Below are 17,662 nucleotides of genomic sequence, written 5' to 3'. Positions count from 1 at the left end.
TGATCCTAATTCATGGATTAATGAGAAAAGAACATTTTACTTCATGGTTTACCGCAGGTAGCATCCGCTCCATTGTTTGAATATGAAAGCACGCATGACACGTCCACTCCGCTTAGTAGCCGTTTCCGGCGGGCTGCAACGCCCCTCCAAGGCTGCAGCACTGGCAGAGCACCTGCTGGACCTGATCGCCGATGAAGTCCCTTGCGAGCAACACCTGATCGAACTGGGTCAGCTCGCACCGCAGTTTGCCGGCGCAACATGGCGCTCTCAATTGCCCGCCATGGTGGAGCGGGAGCTTGTCGCGGTCGAACAAGCGGACGTGTTAGTGGTGGCAACACCGGTCTACCGGGGCTCTTACACGGGGCTGTTCAAACACTTCTTCGACTTCATTCACCAGGATGCCTTGATCGACAAGCCCGTGTTGCTGGCGGCCACTGGCGGCAGCGAGCGCCATGCTTTGGTGATCGACCACCAGTTGCGGCCACTGTTCAGCTTCTTCCAGGCACGCACATTGCCGCTGGGTGTCTACGCGACCGACCAGGATTTTTTCGACTACCAACTTCAGAACGAGGCCCTGATCCAGCGCGCCGCATTGGCTGTGCAACGCGCATTGCCCTTGGTGGAAATGACGCACCAGGCCAAGCCCTATTTGGCCGAAAAAATGCTTGCGGCCTGAAACAAGAGTCGCCCCCTCCAGCACAACCTAACTAACAAGATCGCCATGAACGAAGAACTCAGCTTTCACCTCAAGAGCATCCGTTTCGATGAGAACTACCACCCATCGGACAGCACACGCATCACCACCAACTTTGCCAACCTGGCCCGGGGAGCGAGCCGGCAACAGAACCTGCGCAACACGCTGAAGATGATTGACAACCGCTTCAATGATTTGGCGCATTGGGACAATCCGACCGGCGATCGCTACGCCGTTGAGCTGGACATCATCTCCGTCGAGATGAGTATCGAAGCCAAGCGCAGCACCGATGCATTTCCGTTGATTGAAATACTCCAGACCAGCATCCACGACAAGCGAGAAAACAAGCGCATAGCCGGCATTGCGGGCAACAATTTCTCATCCTACGTGCGCGACTACGACTTCAGCGTCGTGCTACCGAGCCACAACCTCAACCGGGCGGAATACAGCGTGCCGGAAGATTTTGGCGACCTGCATGGCAAGCTGTTCAAGCAATTTGCCAACTCGCGCGCTTACCAAGAGCGCTTCAACAAGCCGCCTGTGATCTGCATCAGCGCGTCGACCAGCAAGACCTACCAACGCACCGGCAACCAGCACCCCGCACTGGGTGTGGAATACCAACAAAATGAACTGTCGTCTACCGACCAATACTTCGCAAAAATGGGCATGCAGGTTAGATTTTTCATGCCACCGAATGGCGTTGCGCCACTGGCTTTCTACTTTCACGGCGACCTGCTGGGCGACTACACCAACTTGGAGTTGATCGGCACCATCAGCACCATGGAAACCTTTCAGAAGATTTACCGCCCTGAAATCTACAACGCCAATTCTGCAGCAGGCAAACTCTACCAACCGAGCCTGAAGAACCAAGATTACTCGTTGACGCAGATTGTGTATGACCGCGAAGAACGCAGCCAACTAGCTGTGAAGCAAGGCAAGTTTGCGGAGGAGCATTTCATCAAACCGTATGGCAACGTACTGGGCCAATGGGCTGCCAGCGTCGCGCTCTGACCTTGCCCCCGAAAAACACCTACACCCGCCCCACACCCGGCGGCCGCGGCGCGACCGCACCCCCCCCCCCCGCCCCCCGGTCCCGCCGCCCCCCCCCCCCCCCCCCCTGGCCCCCCCGCACCCCTCCCCCCCCCTCCCCCTTCCCTCTCACGCCGGCCCGCCCCCCCCCACCCCCACCCCGCTCCCCCCGGCGCCCCCGCCCCCCCGCCCCTCACCCCCCACCCTCCCATTTCCCCCCCCCCCCCCCTCCCCCCCCCCCCCCCCACCCCCCCCCGCCCCCCCCCCCCGGCCCCCCCCCCCCGCCCCCCCCTACCCCCCCCCCCCCCCCCCCACCCCCCCCCCCCCGCCCCCCCCCCCCCCCCCCCCCCCCCCCCCCCCCCGGCCACGCCCCCCCCCGCTCCTCTGACCAACTCACCACCTCCAATCTCTTTTTCTTGAAAGTAGTTCTCTGATGTTTGAAACCTCCATCGCTGGCAGCCTGCCGAAACCCGCCTGGCTGGCCGAAACCAACAAGCTCTGGCCCCAGTGGATGGCCGAAGGCGATGCGCTGCGCCAGGCCAAGGCCGACGCAACCCTGCTGTGGATCAAGGCCCAAGAAGACGCAGGCCTGGACATCGTGGGCGACGGTGAACAATCGCGCCAGCATTTCGTGCATGGCTTCTTGGAGCAGATCGAGGGCATCGACTTCGAGCACAAGGTGAAGATGGGCATCCGCGACAACCGTTACGACGCGATGGTGCCGCAGGTAGTGTCTGCTCTGCGCCTGAAAGGCCGCGTGCATGCCTTCGAGGCCCAGCTAGCGCGCGCGCACACCAAGAAGAAGCTGAAGTTCACCCTGCCCGGCCCCATGACCATCGTTGATACGGTGGCCGACCGTTTCTACGGTGACAAGGTGAAGATGGCTTTCGCGTTTGCCGAGCTGCTCAACCAGGAAGCGCTCGCGCTGCAGGCAGATGGCGTGGACATCATCCAGTTCGACGAGCCCGCCTTCAATGTCTACATGAAGGATGCCGCCGACTGGGGCGTGAAAGCGCTGGAGCGTGCGGCGCAGGGCCTGACCTGCACGACAGCGGTCCACATTTGTTACGGCTACGGCATCAAGGCCAATACCGACTGGAAGAGCACCCTGGGCGACGAATGGCGCCAGTACGAGGCGGTGTTCCCCGCGCTGGCACGCAGCGGCATCGACCAAGTGAGCCTGGAATGCATCCACTCCCATGTGCCGCCCGATCTGATGAGGCTGCTGGCCGGCAAGGACGTGTTGGTCGGCGTGATCGATGTGGCCAGCGACGTGGTCGAGACACCCGAGGAAGTAGCTGACACCATAGCCCGGGCGCTGGAGTTCGTGCCGAAGGAGCGGCTGTTCCCGTGCACGAATTGCGGCCTGGCGCCGATGGGACGGGACGTGGCGTGGCGCAAGCTGCGAGCGTTGGCAGAGGGCACGAGGTTGGCGAAGGAGCGACTTATGGCCACGTGATGCGGGGCGCTACGGTCAGCGACAGGCCGTAGTCGCTGCACCCTGGCGGTCCATCTCCGCCATCTGGTGAACCACTCTGAATGTCATGTATCGGGCAATGCGTTTGACTTACTCAAGGATGGCTTCGGGTCGATTGCTGCGATGGACTGAGTCCAGTGGGTGGCAGTCACCAAGGACCGGAGCCGGGAAATAGGCTGCTCTCTGCCCAACCGGCATGGCCAACAAAGGGATGCACGGGCATCCTCAAAGTTTGACGCTAGTGCGCAACAGCGCTGTCCTCAACTCGCGGCTGGCGGGTTTTGACACATCCACGCCATGCACCGCCAGGTCGAACTGGGAGCGTGGTTTGATGTTGCTGGGCAGAACTTTCTTGATGGGCGTCGCCGCCGGGTACTTGCCATCCGCGGGGCACATGCGAACGGAAAACCCGAATTCGTCGAGCACGCCTTTCGCGTACAACTCCGCCAATTGCTGAAACGACACGAAGGTGGACCGTCGCACTTCTTTGCCCCCTGGCTCACTGACGCCACGCACGATCTCGAATTTGCCCAGTGAGTCGCGTTGGGTGTTCGTGAAGGGGTGCAGCACCACCGTCACACGCGGGCCTCCCTTGACGGGCGTCATCGTGTGCTCGACGGCGATATCCGTTAACAGCATGTCGTTTTCCTTGTCATTCCGATGCACCTGAGGCACACAGTGTGCGACGCAGGCAACCCGCATCGTGCGGGGACGGACTTTAACTGAAGGACGGCAACAGGCAGGCGCCTACTACCTGCGTGTGCAGCCACTAGGCCGCACTGAAGCGGAAGCTGGACGCCGTAACACCACCAAAAATTCCGTCCTCGTGGTAGACGCAGCTGGCCGTGTCGCCCTCGGCCGCGCCCACCGCCACCATGAGCGGCAGCAGGTGCTCCTCGCGCGGGTGGCACAGGCGGGCCGCCGGGGCCTGCTCCCAGTCCAGCAGGTACTGGGTGCGTTGTGCGGCGGGTGCAGCCACGGCCGTTTGCAGCCACGCGTCAAACGCTTGTGAAGGTGCCTGCCCCGCGCGGCCAAAGGCGCGCAGGTTGTGATAGCTCAGGCCACTGCCGACGATGAGCACGCCCTCGTCGCGCAGCGGTGCCAGCGCACGGCCCAGGGCCAGGTGTTCGGCCGGGTCCAGGCCAGCGCGTAACGACATTTGCAACACGGGCACATCGGCCTGGGGGTACATCACGGCCAGGGGCACAAAGGTGCCGTGGTCGTAGCCGCGCTGCGCGTCTTGTGCCACGGGCAGGCCAGCCGCCTCCAGCAGCGCCTGCACCCGCTGCGCCAGCGCTGGGGCGCCGGGCGCGGGGTATGTGATTTGGTAGGTGTGGGGCGGAAAGCCACCGTAGTCGTACACCATGCCGGGCGCGGGGCTGCTGCCCAGCGTAAAGGCACGCGCCTCCCAGTGGGCGGTAACCATCAACACGGCCTTGGGCGTTTGGCCCAGTTGGGGCGGAATGTCGGCGAGGGACTGGGCCAGCGGCTGCATGGCGGCCGCCATCTCGGGCATCCACGGCCAGGGGCCGCCGCCGTGTGAGATGAAGTAGGTGGGCAAGCGTTGGGACATACGGGTCTCCTCAAAAAAGTGTTCGGTCCGGTCAGTCACCCAGGTCGATGGCTAAGGCCAGGGGCACACCGGCGGGGGCCTCGTAGTCGGCCACCACCCAGGCGCGGGTGGTGTGGGTGGCCGCCTCCTGCAAATAGTCCAGCACGCAGCGGATGGAAGTTTTGTCCACGGCGGCAAAGGGTTCGTCCAGCAGGGTGAGCGCGGCGCCCGAGGCCAGCGCAGCCAGGAGCCAGACCTTGCGCTTGGAGCCGGTGGACAGCATGTACAGCGGCTTCTCCAGGTGCGGCGTGAGGTCCAGCGCCTCCGCCAGGTCTGCCTGCAGCGTGGCGTCCCAGTGGGGGTAGCGCGCGGCGGTGCGGGCCAAAAAATCCACACCACGCACTTGGTCGTGGGCACTGGTGCGCGGGTCCATCCAGAACACGTGCGCGCGGTAGGCCGCGGGTGCGGTGGCCAACACCGTGTTACCGATTTGCAGGTGGCTACCGGGCAGCAGCAGGTCACCGGCCAGGCAGCGCAGCAGGCTGCTTTTGCCCCGCCCTTCCCCACCGCCTACCCAGCTCACACCGGGCGGAATCTGCAGCGCAGGCACGTCCAGCACTGGCGTGCCTGCAGGGGCCCAGCGCAGGGCACGGGCGTGCAATATGGGGGCAGATGCTGGGCTGGTGGGGCTGAGGATGGCGGTGGATGCAAGGGGCATGGATGCGAAACGGAAGCTGTGGAGTGCTTATTTTGCTACAAATACAGGAGCTGCTCGCGCAATATCCACGGGCTCCAGCGGCCAATTTGGCTCTAAAACGCATAAAAAAGCCAGCCCCAAGGGCTGGCTTTGGCAGGGGCTGCGCGGGGCAGATTACTGCTTGACGGCTTCCACCTGGATCACCAGGCGCACGTTCTTGGGGAAGCCCCAGTCCACGCCGTAGTTCATGCCAAAGGCGGTGCGGTCGATGGTGGTTTCAAAGTCGCCACCGCACACTTCGCGCTTGAGCATGGGGTTTTCGTAGCAGTTGAACTGGGTGGCCTTCAGGGTCACGGGCTGTGTTTTGCCCAGCAGGGTCAGGTTGCCGGCCACTTCGCTGACCTTGTCGCCGTTGAAGGTGAACTTGGTGGACGAGAACTTGATGGTGGGGTGCTTGGCAGCGTCGAACAGGTCGGCGCTTTGCAGGTGCTTGTCAAAGCCGGGGGTGCCGGTGTTGATGGAGGTCACGTCGATGGAGATGTCGACCTTGCCGCTCTTGCCAGCTTTGTCCAGCTGAATGGTGCCTTCTTTTTTGTCGAAACGGCCGCGGTTGGTGGTGGCACCGAAGTGGCCGATTTCAAAGGTCACAAAGGTGTGGGTGGGGTCGATGCCGTAGTTGGCGGATTGGGCTTGGGCCGCGCCTGCAAAGGCCAGGGCCGCCACGGCGGCAGCGATGAAAGTCGTACGCATAAAAACTCCAGGTTAAAAAAGGAAAAGGGAAACCAAAAATCAGAACTTGCCCACGCCAGTCAGCGCCAGCTTGAACTTGACTTGCACGTCGTCGGCCACCATGGAGGTGTCAGACCACTCGTTCTCGCCAATCTTGAAGGCCAGGCGCTTGATGGGGAAGGTGCCGGTGGCGGTGGTGGTGGCGCCGCTCTGGGTCAGCACCACAGGCACCACCACGTCGCGGCTGGCGCCCTTGATGGCGAGCTTGCCGCTCACCTCAAACTTGCCGCCACCCAAGCCCTTGATGCTGGTGGACTGGAAGGTGGCTTGCGGGAACTTGGCGGTGTTGAACCAGGTGGCCTTGGGCAGTTCGGCATCGCTCTCGGGGGCGCCCAGGGTGGCGCTGGCAATGTCCACGGTGAAGGCGATCTTGCTGGTGTCGGGCTTGGCGGGGTCAAACGCAATTTGGGCGTCAAACTTCTTGAAGCGGCCTTCCACAGGCACGCCCATTTGTTTGCTCACAAACACGATTTCACTTTGGGCGGGCACCAGCTTTTGCTGGGCCAGCGCTAGGGTGCTGGTCAAGGCCGAAGCAACGACAAGGGCAGACACAAGAAGACGGGAAGCGGTCATGGGAAATCCTGTAAAAAATATGATGAGGCGTTAGCGGCTGCCGGGCAACATGCGGCCAATCAAGCCATCCTTGTCCACCAGCTGGTGCTTCAGGGCTGCAGCAATGTGCAAGCCCGCCAGTCCGACCAGCGCAAACGCACTAAGTTCATGGAAAGGCTTGATAAGTTCAGCCAGCGCCTTGTCCACCGGCACAAAGTCCGGCAGTGGCAACATGCCAAACACCACGATGGGGAAGCCGGCCGCCGAGCTGTAGGCCCAGCCAATCAGCGGCACCAACAAGAACAAGGCGTACATCGCGTAGTGGGTGCCATGGTGAGCCCAGTGCTGCCAGGCGGGCATGGCGTTGGCAATGCCGGCGGGCAGCGCGGGCGGACGGTGGGTGGCGCGCCATAGCAAACGTGCAACTGACAAGGCCAAAAGCGTGATGCCAGCCCACTTGTGCCAGTTATAAAGCTTGAGCCGCGCCGGCGAGAAAGGCAGGCTGGTCATGTACAGGCCGACGCCAAACAGGCCCAGAATGGCTAGGCCCAGCACCCAGTGCAACACGATGGCGGTGGTGCTGTAGCGCGTTGCGGGTGCTTTGAATGTGGAGGTGGAAGAGGAAGCCATGGCCGCAAGTCTAGGGGCCCAAGCTTTGTCCTATTTTGAATTGGATTGATGATCCGATTCAAAAAATATGAATACCCAAGTTCCCCAACTAGTCCATTCAGACAGGCAGGACGCGACGAATGGGGCCCCTAACGCTCTGAGCGGCGCATTTCGCGCAACATGAACAAATACAAGCCCTCGACCTTCTCGCGTGCCCAAGGTGTTTTGCGCAAAAACTTGAGGCTGGAGCCCACGCTGGGCTCAAAGGTAAAACAGCGCACTGGCACCCGCTCGCCCAATCCATCCCAGCCGTAGTACTCGGCCAACTCGGTCACGATAGCCTCCAGCGTTTTGCCGTGCAGGGGGTTGTTGGCTTGTTGCATAGGCTCTTTGGTAAAAGTTGCGGTCATTTGCGCAGAGTGTGCGAGTGTAGAGCGACCACACCTACAACCGCGCGCGTGCTGCACGCCCCAAAAATCACGCCCCGTGCCTGCGGCAGCGCATTACCATCGACGCCATGCTTGCCTTCGCCATGATGCACACAATTTGGTCACGCGCAGCCCGGTCCGCAATAGGACTGCTATTTGCATGTCTGCTGACTACTGCAAACTCCGCCTCCATTGATCCAGCCTATTGCTCCCGCCCTGTGCGGGTAGCGCTGTTTGAATTTGGGATTCTGTACCGCAGCGCGTTAAGCGATGGCGCCGACAAACGACTAAGCGATGGCGCCGACAAACGACTGCTAGCCTTGCTTGAAAAGCGAACCGGGTGCCAGATGTCTGTTGTGGTGTTGCCGCGCAGCCGCGTATGGGCCGAAATGAAAGCCGGAACGCTGGACATAGCCACGGCGGTCATTGCAACCCCAGAGCGCGAAAGCTATTCCTACATACTGCCCTACCTCCGAACGCGCAATGTCCTTCTCATCAACAAAGGGGCCGCAAACCGCGCGCGGAACATCCGCGAATTGGAAGAATCCGGGCTACGCATGGGTGCAGTGCGGAGCTTCCGCCATGAACCGTCTTACGACGCACTGCTCGACAAAATGCGACAGCGCAACCTTGTGCTGGAGGCCGTAGACGTGCAGGAAAACTTGCGTTTTTTGCAACGTGGCATGGTCGACGCAGTGTTGGTTCAGCCAATGGTGTACCGCGCTTATCTCAGTGAAACCCAGATTCGGAACGACATTGTGGTGCGGGACTGGGCTGCCCCACTGGAAGCCTCCATCGGTGGGCTGATGCTCTCGCGGGCCACGTTCACCGAAGCTCAAGCCAAACACTGGGACAAACTGATAGAGACGATCCAAAAAGACGGCAGTCAAATCAAGACGTTTTTGCCGTTCATGTCCGCCAGCGAAGCCCAGGACTTGGTGTACACCGGGCCCCGGCCCTTCGGCACCGAGCCCGCTGCCCCATAAGGACCCGCTCGGCTCAGTTTTCAAACTGCGGATGCAACTGCCGTATCCGCGACATCGCCATGCCCGCCGCTGCCGTGCGCGTCTCCACCCCCAGCTTCACGAACACGCGTTCCAGGTGCTTCTTTACCGTCATGGGGCTGCTGCCCAAAATATCTCCGATGTCCTTGTTGGTCTTGCCCTTGACCACCCAGTACAGCACCTCGGCCTCTTTGGCCGTGAGCTTGAAAGACAGGCTCATGGCTTCGATGACCGCGGTGTCAGACACCTCCCGCATGACGATGAGCCAGTCGCCACCGGCATCGCTGTCGCCAATCTGCTGGTGCAGGCGGAAGGTCAGGCGCTTGGGGCCGCGCTCCAGGCTTAGCTTGCCGGGTTCGGCACCGCGCGCCACGGTCTGCAAGCAGGCCTGTAGCCAGACCAGCAGCTCGGGCGGCGTGTGCGGCGCCTGGGTGCCGCAGTAGCGCTCCAGCAGCTCACGCGCCAGCGGGGTTTGCCACATGAGGCAACCGTCCGCCGCACGCACAGTAATAGTGGCGTAGCCAAAGGCGTCCAGCGCGTTGCGCGTCTGGCGCCGCTCGCGCGCGCCGGCCAGGTGCACGCCCATGCGCGCCAGCACCTCCTTGGGCTTGATGGGCTTGGTCACATAGTCAACGCCACCACTCTCCAGTGCCGCCACCAGGTACTCGGTCTCGGTCAGGCCGGTCATGAAAATGATGGGGATGTGGGTGGTGTTAGGTGCGGCTTTGAGGCGGCGCGCCACTTCAAAACCGTCCATGCCGGGCATCATCGCGTCGAGCAGGATGACATCCGGCAGGCCTTGGGTGGCACGCTGCAACGCGGCCTCGCCCGAGGTGGCAATGAGCACGGTGTAGCCCGATTCATCGAGTGCATCGTGCAGTACTGACAGGTTGTCGGGCACGTCATCGACGATGAGCACCACATCGCTGTTGGCGCGGTCCAGGGTGTCGTCGGCGTCAGAGAGAAGTGGGGCTTGCATCCAGCGCTTTCTGCAATTGGGTGGCCATGGCCTCGAACTGGTACTGGCGCGCCAATGCGGCCATGGATTGGGTGAACGCCAGGCATTGCGGCTGGGCCGTGGCAATGGCGTCGAGCTTGTTGACGATACCGCGGTAAAAACCCAGTCGCACCAAATCCAGCAAGGCCTGGCAATCGGCTGGGCCAGGCAGCACCACGGCGTGGGCTTCTGCGGCAGGCGTCGCTGCAGGCTCGGGTGTGCTGAGCGCGTCCACCCACTCCAGTGCCAACTTGCGCTCCAGCCAATCCAACAGCTCCGAGTGGCGCACGGGTTTGACGATGAAGTCTTCAGGCGGCAGGCCCAGGCCGTTGTCCAGCCCGCGGTCAAACGCGTTAGCCGAGACGATGGCTACCTTGGGCTGCGTGCCACCCAGCGCCGGGTTGCTGCGGATACGGCGCAGGGTTTCCCAGCCGTCGATGCCGGGCATGGCCAGGTCCAGCAGCACCACGTCGGGGTGCAGGCCAGCGGCCAGCAGGTCCAGGCAATCGTGGCCGCTAGCGGCGGTGCGCACTTCAAAGCCCAGCGGCTCCAGCAGGCTCACCAGCAGTTCACGGTCGGCCTCTTCGTTGTCCACCACCAGCACCTTGCGGCGCGCACCGGCATATCCCAAGCGCGGCTTGCGCGCGGCGGCCACCACTTTCTGCTCGGCACTGGCGGGCAGGTGCAGCTCGGGCAAAAACAGGCGCACGCGAAACACAGAGCCCTGGCCCAGCGTGCTGCTGGCCGAGAGTTCACCACCCATCAGGTCGGTCAGCATCTTGGCGATGGTCAGGCCCAGGCCTGAGCCGGTCGCACCACCGGCCGCACTGGCGCCACGGGTAAAGGGGTCAAAGATGCGGTCCAGGTCGTCTTGCGCCATGCCAGGGCCAGTGTCCACCACCTCGACCTGTGCCATCTCGCGCGCATAACGCAGGCGCAGAGTCACGCCACCGGTCTGGGTGAACTTGATGGCGTTGCCCAGCAAGTTGAAAAAGATCTGGCGCACGCGTTTCTCGTCTGCGCGCACCCAATCGGGAATACTGCCCTGCACTTCAAAACGAAAACTGAGTCCCTTGGCCGCGGCCTGCAGCTCGAACATGCTGGCCATCTCGTGCATGCCGCTGGCGAACTGCATGGGCTTCACGTTCAGCGTGAGCTTGCCGCTCTCGATGTGGGCCATGTCCAGCGTGCCCTCAATCAACGAGAGCAAGTGCTCGCCGCCGCGTTTGATCACGCTGACGGCCTGCTTGCGGTGCGCGGGGATGGAGGCGTCTTCGCCCATGAGCTGGGCATAACCCAAGATGCTGTTGAGTGGCGTGCGCAGCTCGTGGCTGATGGCGCTGATGTAGCGGCTCTTGGCCTGGTTGGCGGCCTCGGCGGCCTGCTTGGCACGTTCGGCCAGCAGCTTGGCGTCTTGCAGGGCTTCGTCGGTCTGGCGGTGCGATTCGATTTCGCGCATCAGCAGATGGGTTTGCCGGTTCGATTCTTCCTGCGCCACCTGCCGGCTCTTGTGTGCCAGCACCAGCCACCAGGCCACGATGCCCGACATGAGCATGAGCGCGGCAAACGCCTTGCTGAAACCCGAGCGCAGCGAGGCCTGCATGGCGCTCTGTTGTTCACCCACGGCGGTGATGGCGCCCAGCTCCTGCATATAAAACATGCCGAACACCGTGGCCAACAGCGGCACGATGATGAGCATGAGCAGGATGAAGTGGCCCAGCCCCGTATCCAGAAACGGCCACACCGGTTTGGGCAACAGCCAGCGCAGCGTGGCCGACCACTGGGTGGACAAATTGGCGTGGGGCTTGCACATGTCGCCACAGCGCGCATCCAGCGTGCAACACAAGGAGCAGATCGGCCCCTGGTAGGCGGGGCAGTGGGCCATGTCTGGGCCCTCGTACTCGCGCTCGCAAATGACGCAGTGTTTGGACTGCAAGCGCTGGTAGCTGCCCAGGGCGGCGCTGGTATCGGACTGCCGCGCGAGGTAGTACTTGCCCTTGGTCAGCCATGCAATCAGGGGCGAGGTCACCATGGCAGTCACCAGCGCCACCACGGCAGAGAACGCTTTCGCCAAATCACCGAACAGCCCCAGGTAGGCGGCAATAGACAAAGTGGACGCCAGCGCCATGGCACCCACGCCCACCGGGTTGATGTCGTACAGGTGGGCGCGCTTGAACTCGATGCCTTTGGGCGACAGGCCCAGCGGCTTGTTGATCACCAGGTCGGCAACCACCGCCAGCATCCAGGCGATGGCAATGTTGGAGTACAGGCCCAGCACCTCCCCCAGCGCCTGGAACACATTCATCTCCATCAGCATGAAGGCGATCACGCTGTTGAACAGCACCCAGACCACACGCCCCGGGTGGCTGTGCGTGAGGCGTGAGAAGAAGTTGCTCCAGGCCAGCGAGCCCGCGTAGGCGTTGGTGACATTGATCTTGATCTGCGACACCACCACAAACACCGCCGTGGCCGCCACCGCCCAGCCCAAAGTGGGGAACACATACTCATAGGCGGCCAGGTACATCTGGTTGGGGTCCACCGCACGGTCAATGGGCACAGCGTGGCTGATGGCGAGGTAGGCGAGAAAGGCGCCGCCCAGCATCTTGATGACACCCAGCACCACCCAGCCCGGCCCGCCCACCAACACCCCCAGCCACCAACGGCCCCGGTTGGCGGCGGTTTGTATAGGCATGAAGCGCAGGTAATCGGCCTGCTCCCCCATTTGGGTAATGAGCGCAATCCCAACCGTCAATGCAGCACCAAACAGGTGCAAATTAAACATGCCGGACACGCCAGATTCACCAGCGTAGTGCGTTATGCCTGCAAATGCCTGCGGGTCACGCACCAAAACAAAGCCAAACGGCACCACCAGCATCACCAGCCACAGCGGCTGCGTCCAGATCTGCAGGCGACTGATGGTGGAGACGCCGTGGGTGACCAGCGGAATGACCACCAGCGCGCATATCAGATAGCCCCAGGTAGGCGGAATGTCCAGCGCCAGCTCCAGTGCGTAGGCCATGACGGCCGCCTCCAGCGCAAAGAAGATGAAGGTGAACGAGGCGTAGATCAGCGAGGTGAGCGTGGAGCCGATGTAGCCAAAACCCGCGCCGCGCGTGAGCAGATCCATGTCCACGCCGTAGCGGGCGGCGTACACGCTGATGGGCAGGCCCGCCAGAAAGATGACCAGCCCGGTCGCCAGGATGGCCCAGAACGCGTTGACAAAGCCGTATTGCACCAGCAGCGTGGCGCCCACGGCCTCCAGAATCAGGAAGGAGGCCGCGCCAAATGCGGTGTTGGCCACCCGCCACTCCGACCACTTGCGAAAGCGCTGCGGCGTGAAGCGCAGGGCGTAGTCTTCCATGGTCTCGCTGGCCACCCAGTTGTTGTAGTCGCGGCGGATCTTGACCACGCGCTGGGCGGGCGCTTCGTCGGGGGAAGGGGCTGGGGGAGCATGGTGCACAGCACCAGGGGTGCAGATTTCATGCCACCAGCCTGGGACGTTTGGCGTATGGAGGAAGGCACAGGGATTGCTTACAGTGCAGAGTCCCGAAAACCGAACCGCCACCTTCCGAGAACGTTATGGAACTCACGCCCAGAGAGAAAGACAAGCTGCTGATCTTCACCGCCGGCCTGCTGGCCGAGCGGCGCAAGGCGCGCGGCCTCAAGCTCAACTACCCCGAGGCCATCGCCCTGATCAGCTGCGCCGTTATGGAGGGCGCCCGCGATGGCAAGACCGTGGCCCAGCTCATGAGCGAAGGCCGTGCGGTGCTGACCCGCGACGACGTGATGGACGGCATCGCCGAGATGATTCCCGACATCCAGGTGGAAGCCACCTTTCCCGACGGCACGAAATTAGTGACCGTGCATCAACCCATTGTTTGACCACCAAGGCACCGGAGACACCATGCGAACCTCTTTGAAAAACGCTCTTCTTTTGATAGCTGCTTGCGCAGTATCCACGGGCGCTAGTGCCCATACTGGCCATGGAACTGAGAGCTTCATGGAAGGCTTGGCACACCCCTTCGGCCTGGACCACCTGCTGGCCATGGTGGCCGTCGGAGTTTGGTCTGTGAGCGCCCTGCCCGCCCACAAAGCCTGGCAAGGCCCGGCCACCTTCCTGCTGGCGCTGGTGCTGAGCGCCGTGCTGGGCGCCAGCGGCGTGACGCTTCCCTATCTGGAGCACGCCATCGCCCTGTCGGTCGTGCTGTTCGGCGCCATGCTCATCGTCGCTGCCAAACCCATGCCCAAGGCGTTCGGCCTGGGCCTGATCGCGGCGGCGGCATCCCTGCACGGCCTCGCCCACGGCGCCGAAACACCCGCAACCGGCTTTGCCGGCTACGCTGCAGGCTTCTTGCTGACCACTGCCGTGCTGCACTTGGGCGGCGTGGGTTTGGGCCTGGGCATCCGCCGCACGCTGGCCGCACGCAGCGGTGTGGTACTGGGCGGCCTGGGCACAGCGCTGAGTGTTGCCGGCGTGTACCTGTTCAGCCAAGTCTGAGGGCCAGCCCATGACCCCCGGCGAAATCCTCACCGACGAGGGCAACCACGCCCTCAACACCGGCCGCCGCACCCTGACGGTGGTGGTGCAAAACACCGCAGACCGCCCCATCCAGGTCGGCTCGCACTACCACTTTGCCGAAGTCAACGGCGCGCTGGGCTTTGACCGCGCAGCCGCGCAAGGCATGCGTTTGAACATCGCTTCAGGGTCAGCGGTTCGGTTCGAGCCCGGCCAACAGCGCACCGTCGAACTCGTCGATTTCGCTGGTGACCGCGTGGTCTACGGCTTTCGCGGCCTCGTACAAGGGAGTCTTTGAATGATGCACACACGTTTGCAAACACCGCAATACCAGGGATGCCGTGGAACCGGCTTCGCCGGGCCACTGGCATCGCCCCCTGCAAGGGGGGTGGCGAAGAGTGCGCAGCACCGTAGCCTGGGGGTGAACTGATATGGCTACTATCGGACGCCGCGCTTACGCGGAAATCTTTGGCCCCACCACCGGCGACCGCGTGCGCCTGGCCGACACCGGCCTGCTCATCGAGGTGGAGAAGGACTACACCCTGGCCGCGGGCGCCTACGGTGAAGAGGTGAAGTTTGGCGGTGGCAAAACCATCCGCGACGGCATGGCCCAGTCGCAAAAGACGCGTGCCGAAGGCGCCATGGACTGCGTGCTGACCAACGCCCTCATCCTGGACCACTGGGGCATCGTCAAGGCCGACATTGGCCTCAAGGGTGGGCGCATTGCCGCCATCGGCAAGGCCGGCAACCCCGACACACAACCGGGCGTAGACATCATCATTGGCCCCGGCACCGAGATCATCAGCTGCGAGGGCAACATCGTCACCGCAGGCGGCATCGACAGCCACATCCACTTCATCTGCCCCCAGCAGATCGAAGAGGCTCTGTCCAGCGGCGTGACCACCATGCTGGGCGGCGGCACCGGCCCGGCCACGGGCACCTTTGCCACCACCTGCACACCCGGTCCCTGGAACATTGAGCGCATGCTGCAGGCGGCAGACGCGTTTCCGATGAATCTGGGCTTTCTGGGTAAGGGCAATGCATCGCTGCCCGCCGCGCTGCACGAGCAGATCAACGCCGGCGTCATCGGCCTCAAGCTGCACGAAGACTGGGGCACCACGCCCAGTGCCATCAGCAATTGTCTGGACGTGGCCGACGAGACGGACACGCAAGTGGCCATCCACTCCGATACGCTGAACGAATCGGGCTTTGTGGAAGACACCATTGCCGCCACCAAGGGCCGTGGCCTGTGCGCCTTCCACACCGAAGGCGCGGGCGGCGGCCACGCCCCTGACATCTTGCGTGTGGTGGGCCAAGACAACTTCCTGCCCAGCTCAACCAACCCCACCATGCCCTACACCCAGAACACGCTGGACGAGCATGTGGACATGCTGATGGTGTGCCACCACTTGGACGCCGGCATTGCCGAAGACCTGGCCTTTGCCGAGAGCCGCATCCGCAAGGAAACCATTGCCGCCGAAGACATCCTGCACGACCTGGGCGCCATCAGCATGATGAGCAGCGACAGCCAGGCCATGGGCCGGGTGGGCGAGGTCATCATTCGCACCTGGCAAACCGCCGACAAGATGAAGGCCCAGCGCGGCAGCTTGCCCGAAGACAGCGTGCGCAACGACAACTTCCGCGCCAAGCGTTATGTGGCCAAGTACACCATCAACCCGGCGATTGCCCACGGCATCAGCCACGAGGTGGGATCAATTGAAGTGGGCAAGTGGGCCGACTTGGTCATCTACAAGCCCGCTTTCTTTGGCGTAAAACCCGCGCTGATTTTGAAAGGCGGCTTCATCGCCCACGCGGCCATGGGCGACCCGAATGCGTCCATCCCCACGCCCCAGCCGGTGCACTACCGCCCCATGTTCGGCAGCTTTGGCGGCGCGCTACACAAGGGCTCGTTCACCTTTGTGTCGCAAGCCGGTTTCAACGCCGGTGTGAAGGAACGTTTTGGCTTGGCCAAGAACGTGACCGCCGTGAAGAACATCCGCGGCGTGCGCAAGCAGCACATGGTGCACAACAGCTACCTGCCGGTGATGGAGATTGATCCGCAGACCTATACCGTGCGCGCCGATGGCCAACTGCTGACCTGCGAGCCCGCAGTGAAGCTGGCGCTGGCGCAGCGGTACTTTTTGTTTTGAGCACGATGCGGATCGTTGCGGGCGGTTTGGAGCACCCGCAGGTACAAGACTTGCTGGAAGTGCACTTGCGCTCCAGCCAGTCCCACTCGCCCCCCGAAAGCGTCCACGCGCTCAACCTGGATGCCTTGCGGCACCCCAGCATCCGCTTTTGGACGGCATGGGACGGCGAGGACCTCATGGGCTGCGGTGCTCTCAAAATACTGACACCCACGCATGGAGAACTCAAGTCCATGCGCACAGCCGACGCGCATCTGCGCAAAGGTGTTGCGCGCCAGATGCTGGACCATATCGAAGCAGAGGCACGCGCCCTGGGTCTGCGGCAGATCAGCCTGGAAACCGGCTCCCACGCCCCGTTTGCGGCAGCGCGCGCGTTGTACGCCAGGGCTGGCTTTGTGGAGTGTGGTCCGTTTGCCGGGTATGTGCTCGACCCCTACAGCACCTTCATGACCAAACACCTGCTGTGACCCGACCCTGCGCGCCTGGGCCACAATGCCAGCACCCTTTGTTCACCTGAATGCTTATGCTCCAAGTCTCCAAATGCATCCCCCAAGGCCAAGGACTGGCTTCGGTTCTGCTCAAGCGCGCCAGCAGCGTCGAGCTGGATTGGGATGTGCGCCAGAAAAGCCGGTTCGATGCCACCGATTCCACCGGCCGCACGCTGGGTGTGTTTCTGCCACGCGGCACCACGGTGCGTGGCGGCGATGTGCTGGTGGCCGAAGACGGCAGCCTCATCAAGGTCATCGCGGCGCCGCAGTCGGTGCTGCGCATCACCCATTGCAGCCAACACGGCACGCCCTTTGACCTGATACGCGCCGCCTACCATTTGGGCAACCGCCATGTGCCCATCGAGCTCCAGCCCGACCACCTGAAGATCGAGCCCGACCACGTGCTGGCCGACATGCTGCGTGCCATGCACCTGATCGTGAACGCAGTGGACGAGGCCTTCGAGCCCGAGAGCGGCGCCTATGCCACCGGTGGCCACCATGGCGGGCATCACCATGGCCACGACCACGACCACGGACATTCCCATGCTGGCCATGACCACGCCCCCAAGCCTGCAGCCAGCTTGCGCGGCATTCCGGTGGCGGTGGTGCAGGCCACGCCGCATGTGCATGGTCCGCATTGCAACCATGGCTATGACCACCACCACGGCAATCAATAAGCGCGA

At 62.9% G+C, this 17,662-nt stretch carries 19 protein-coding genes; 10 read left to right on the top strand and 9 right to left on the bottom strand.

Translation table 11 applies throughout. The annotated features are described in order from the left end of the window. Positions 1-94: 94 nt before the first annotated feature. The 3 genes from msuE (at position 95) to U5O12_RS05440 (ending at position 3,182) form a co-directional block, all read left to right on the top strand. Positions 95-676: an FMN reductase gene (msuE, locus tag U5O12_RS05450; RefSeq protein WP_322577664.1), complete on the top strand. Its 582-nt coding sequence runs from the start codon at positions 95-97 to the stop codon at positions 674-676. 45 nt (positions 677-721) lie between these two features. Further along, entirely contained in the window at positions 722-1,705 is a 984-nt protein-coding gene (locus U5O12_RS05445; RefSeq protein ID WP_322577663.1) for a DUF1852 domain-containing protein, read from the top strand. Between the two features lie 451 nt (positions 1,706-2,156). After that, positions 2,157-3,182: a methionine synthase gene (locus U5O12_RS05440; protein WP_322577662.1), complete on the top strand. Its 1,026-nt coding sequence runs from the start codon at positions 2,157-2,159 to the stop codon at positions 3,180-3,182. Positions 3,183-3,425: 243 nt separating this feature from the next. On the opposite strand, the gene U5O12_RS05435 is transcribed toward U5O12_RS05440, so the two are convergent. The 7 genes from U5O12_RS05435 to U5O12_RS05405 all read right to left on the bottom strand — a co-directional run bounded on the left by U5O12_RS05435 (position 3,426) and on the right by U5O12_RS05405 (position 7,809). After that, a complete protein-coding gene (locus tag U5O12_RS05435; RefSeq protein WP_322577661.1) occupies positions 3,426-3,839 on the bottom strand; it encodes a hypothetical protein in 414 nt (137 codons plus the stop codon). Positions 3,840-3,969: 130 nt separating this feature from the next. Continuing rightward, the gene (locus U5O12_RS05430; RefSeq protein WP_322577660.1) at positions 3,970-4,773 is read right to left on the bottom strand and encodes a class III extradiol ring-cleavage dioxygenase; all 804 of its coding nucleotides are present in this window, start codon (positions 4,771-4,773) and stop codon (positions 3,970-3,972) included. Positions 4,774-4,804: 31 nt separating this feature from the next. Next, entirely contained in the window at positions 4,805-5,470 is a 666-nt protein-coding gene (locus U5O12_RS05425; protein ID WP_322577659.1) for an ABC transporter ATP-binding protein, read from the bottom strand. A 153-nt stretch (positions 5,471-5,623) separates the two neighbouring features. After that, complete coding sequence (locus U5O12_RS05420) at positions 5,624-6,199, bottom strand: YceI family protein (RefSeq protein WP_322577658.1); 576 nt, start codon at positions 6,197-6,199, stop codon at positions 5,624-5,626. Positions 6,200-6,238: 39 nt separating this feature from the next. Then, positions 6,239-6,811, bottom strand: coding sequence for a YceI family protein (locus tag U5O12_RS05415; protein ID WP_322577657.1), 573 nt, complete (start codon positions 6,809-6,811; stop codon positions 6,239-6,241). Positions 6,812-6,841: 30 nt separating this feature from the next. Beyond that, positions 6,842-7,420 (bottom strand): cytochrome b, encoded by a 579-nt coding sequence (locus tag U5O12_RS05410; RefSeq protein WP_322577656.1) that lies wholly within the window; start codon positions 7,418-7,420, stop codon positions 6,842-6,844. Between the two features lie 128 nt (positions 7,421-7,548). After that, entirely contained in the window at positions 7,549-7,809 is a 261-nt protein-coding gene (locus U5O12_RS05405) for a VF530 family protein (protein WP_322577655.1), read from the bottom strand. A 107-nt stretch (positions 7,810-7,916) separates the two neighbouring features. Between U5O12_RS05405 and U5O12_RS05400 the strand changes: the two genes are divergently transcribed. Further along, entirely contained in the window at positions 7,917-8,813 is an 897-nt protein-coding gene (locus U5O12_RS05400) for a substrate-binding periplasmic protein (RefSeq protein WP_322577654.1), read from the top strand. Between the two features lie 13 nt (positions 8,814-8,826). Here U5O12_RS05400 and U5O12_RS05395 read toward each other — a convergent pair whose 3' ends face one another. Next, positions 8,827-9,810, bottom strand: coding sequence for a response regulator transcription factor (locus U5O12_RS05395; protein WP_322577653.1), 984 nt, complete (start codon positions 9,808-9,810; stop codon positions 8,827-8,829). Then, positions 9,788-13,288, bottom strand: coding sequence for an ATP-binding protein (locus U5O12_RS05390; protein ID WP_322577652.1), 3,501 nt, complete (start codon positions 13,286-13,288; stop codon positions 9,788-9,790). Before U5O12_RS05390 ends, U5O12_RS05395 begins: the two co-directional genes overlap by 23 nt. Before the next feature lie 119 nt (positions 13,289-13,407). Between U5O12_RS05390 and ureA the strand changes: the two genes are divergently transcribed. The 6 genes from ureA (at position 13,408) to ureE (ending at position 17,656) form a co-directional block, all read left to right on the top strand. Further along, a complete protein-coding gene (gene ureA, locus U5O12_RS05385) occupies positions 13,408-13,710 on the top strand; it encodes an urease subunit gamma (RefSeq protein WP_105261169.1) in 303 nt (100 codons plus the stop codon). 22 nt (positions 13,711-13,732) lie between these two features. Next, a complete protein-coding gene (locus tag U5O12_RS05380; RefSeq protein WP_322577651.1) occupies positions 13,733-14,326 on the top strand; it encodes a HupE/UreJ family protein in 594 nt (197 codons plus the stop codon). Positions 14,327-14,336: 10 nt separating this feature from the next. Next, positions 14,337-14,642 carry an urease subunit beta gene (locus U5O12_RS05375; RefSeq protein ID WP_322577650.1) on the top strand — a complete coding sequence of 102 codons (306 nt, stop codon included), beginning with the start codon at positions 14,337-14,339 and terminating at the stop codon, positions 14,640-14,642. 133 nt (positions 14,643-14,775) lie between these two features. After that, the gene (ureC, locus tag U5O12_RS05370; protein WP_322577649.1) at positions 14,776-16,494 is read left to right on the top strand and encodes an urease subunit alpha; all 1,719 of its coding nucleotides are present in this window, start codon (positions 14,776-14,778) and stop codon (positions 16,492-16,494) included. A gap of 5 nt (positions 16,495-16,499) precedes the next feature. Beyond that, positions 16,500-16,958 (top strand): GNAT family N-acetyltransferase, encoded by a 459-nt coding sequence (locus tag U5O12_RS05365; RefSeq protein WP_322577648.1) that lies wholly within the window; start codon positions 16,500-16,502, stop codon positions 16,956-16,958. Positions 16,959-17,014: 56 nt separating this feature from the next. After that, positions 17,015-17,656: an urease accessory protein UreE gene (gene ureE / locus U5O12_RS05360; protein WP_322577647.1), complete on the top strand. Its 642-nt coding sequence runs from the start codon at positions 17,015-17,017 to the stop codon at positions 17,654-17,656. Positions 17,657-17,662 lie beyond the last annotated feature (6 nt).

Origin of the sequence: Rhodoferax sp., from assembly GCF_034519335.1 — a bacterium.
In the GTDB taxonomy this organism is placed as follows: domain Bacteria; phylum Pseudomonadota; class Gammaproteobacteria; order Burkholderiales; family Burkholderiaceae_C; genus Allorhodoferax.
Note: the sequence above shows the minus strand (reverse complement) of the source record. Positions and strands in the feature narration are given on the sequence as shown.

What these genes read in the sequence shown, in the direction of transcription:
- msuE (WP_322577664.1), top strand. Translation starts at nt 95, where the DNA reads ATGACACGTCCACTCCGCTTAGTAGCCGTTTCCGGCGGGCTGCAACGC.
- U5O12_RS05445 (WP_322577663.1), top strand. Translation starts at nt 722, where the DNA reads ATGAACGAAGAACTCAGCTTTCACCTCAAGAGCATCCGTTTCGATGAG.
- U5O12_RS05440 (WP_322577662.1), top strand. Translation starts at nt 2,157, where the DNA reads ATGTTTGAAACCTCCATCGCTGGCAGCCTGCCGAAACCCGCCTGGCTG.
- U5O12_RS05435 (WP_322577661.1), bottom strand. Translation starts at nt 3,839, where the DNA reads ATGCTGTTAACGGATATCGCCGTCGAGCACACGATGACGCCCGTCAAG.
- U5O12_RS05430 (WP_322577660.1), bottom strand. Translation starts at nt 4,773, where the DNA reads ATGTCCCAACGCTTGCCCACCTACTTCATCTCACACGGCGGCGGCCCC.
- U5O12_RS05425 (WP_322577659.1), bottom strand. Translation starts at nt 5,470, where the DNA reads ATGCCCCTTGCATCCACCGCCATCCTCAGCCCCACCAGCCCAGCATCT.
- U5O12_RS05420 (WP_322577658.1), bottom strand. Translation starts at nt 6,199, where the DNA reads ATGCGTACGACTTTCATCGCTGCCGCCGTGGCGGCCCTGGCCTTTGCA.
- U5O12_RS05415 (WP_322577657.1), bottom strand. Translation starts at nt 6,811, where the DNA reads ATGACCGCTTCCCGTCTTCTTGTGTCTGCCCTTGTCGTTGCTTCGGCC.
- U5O12_RS05410 (WP_322577656.1), bottom strand. Translation starts at nt 7,420, where the DNA reads ATGGCTTCCTCTTCCACCTCCACATTCAAAGCACCCGCAACGCGCTAC.
- U5O12_RS05405 (WP_322577655.1), bottom strand. Translation starts at nt 7,809, where the DNA reads ATGACCGCAACTTTTACCAAAGAGCCTATGCAACAAGCCAACAACCCC.
- U5O12_RS05400 (WP_322577654.1), top strand. Translation starts at nt 7,917, where the DNA reads ATGCTTGCCTTCGCCATGATGCACACAATTTGGTCACGCGCAGCCCGG.
- U5O12_RS05395 (WP_322577653.1), bottom strand. Translation starts at nt 9,810, where the DNA reads ATGCAAGCCCCACTTCTCTCTGACGCCGACGACACCCTGGACCGCGCC.
- ureA (WP_105261169.1), top strand. Translation starts at nt 13,408, where the DNA reads ATGGAACTCACGCCCAGAGAGAAAGACAAGCTGCTGATCTTCACCGCC.
- U5O12_RS05380 (WP_322577651.1), top strand. Translation starts at nt 13,733, where the DNA reads ATGCGAACCTCTTTGAAAAACGCTCTTCTTTTGATAGCTGCTTGCGCA.
- U5O12_RS05375 (WP_322577650.1), top strand. Translation starts at nt 14,337, where the DNA reads ATGACCCCCGGCGAAATCCTCACCGACGAGGGCAACCACGCCCTCAAC.
- ureC (WP_322577649.1), top strand. Translation starts at nt 14,776, where the DNA reads ATGGCTACTATCGGACGCCGCGCTTACGCGGAAATCTTTGGCCCCACC.
- U5O12_RS05365 (WP_322577648.1), top strand. Translation starts at nt 16,500, where the DNA reads ATGCGGATCGTTGCGGGCGGTTTGGAGCACCCGCAGGTACAAGACTTG.
- ureE (WP_322577647.1), top strand. Translation starts at nt 17,015, where the DNA reads ATGCTCCAAGTCTCCAAATGCATCCCCCAAGGCCAAGGACTGGCTTCG.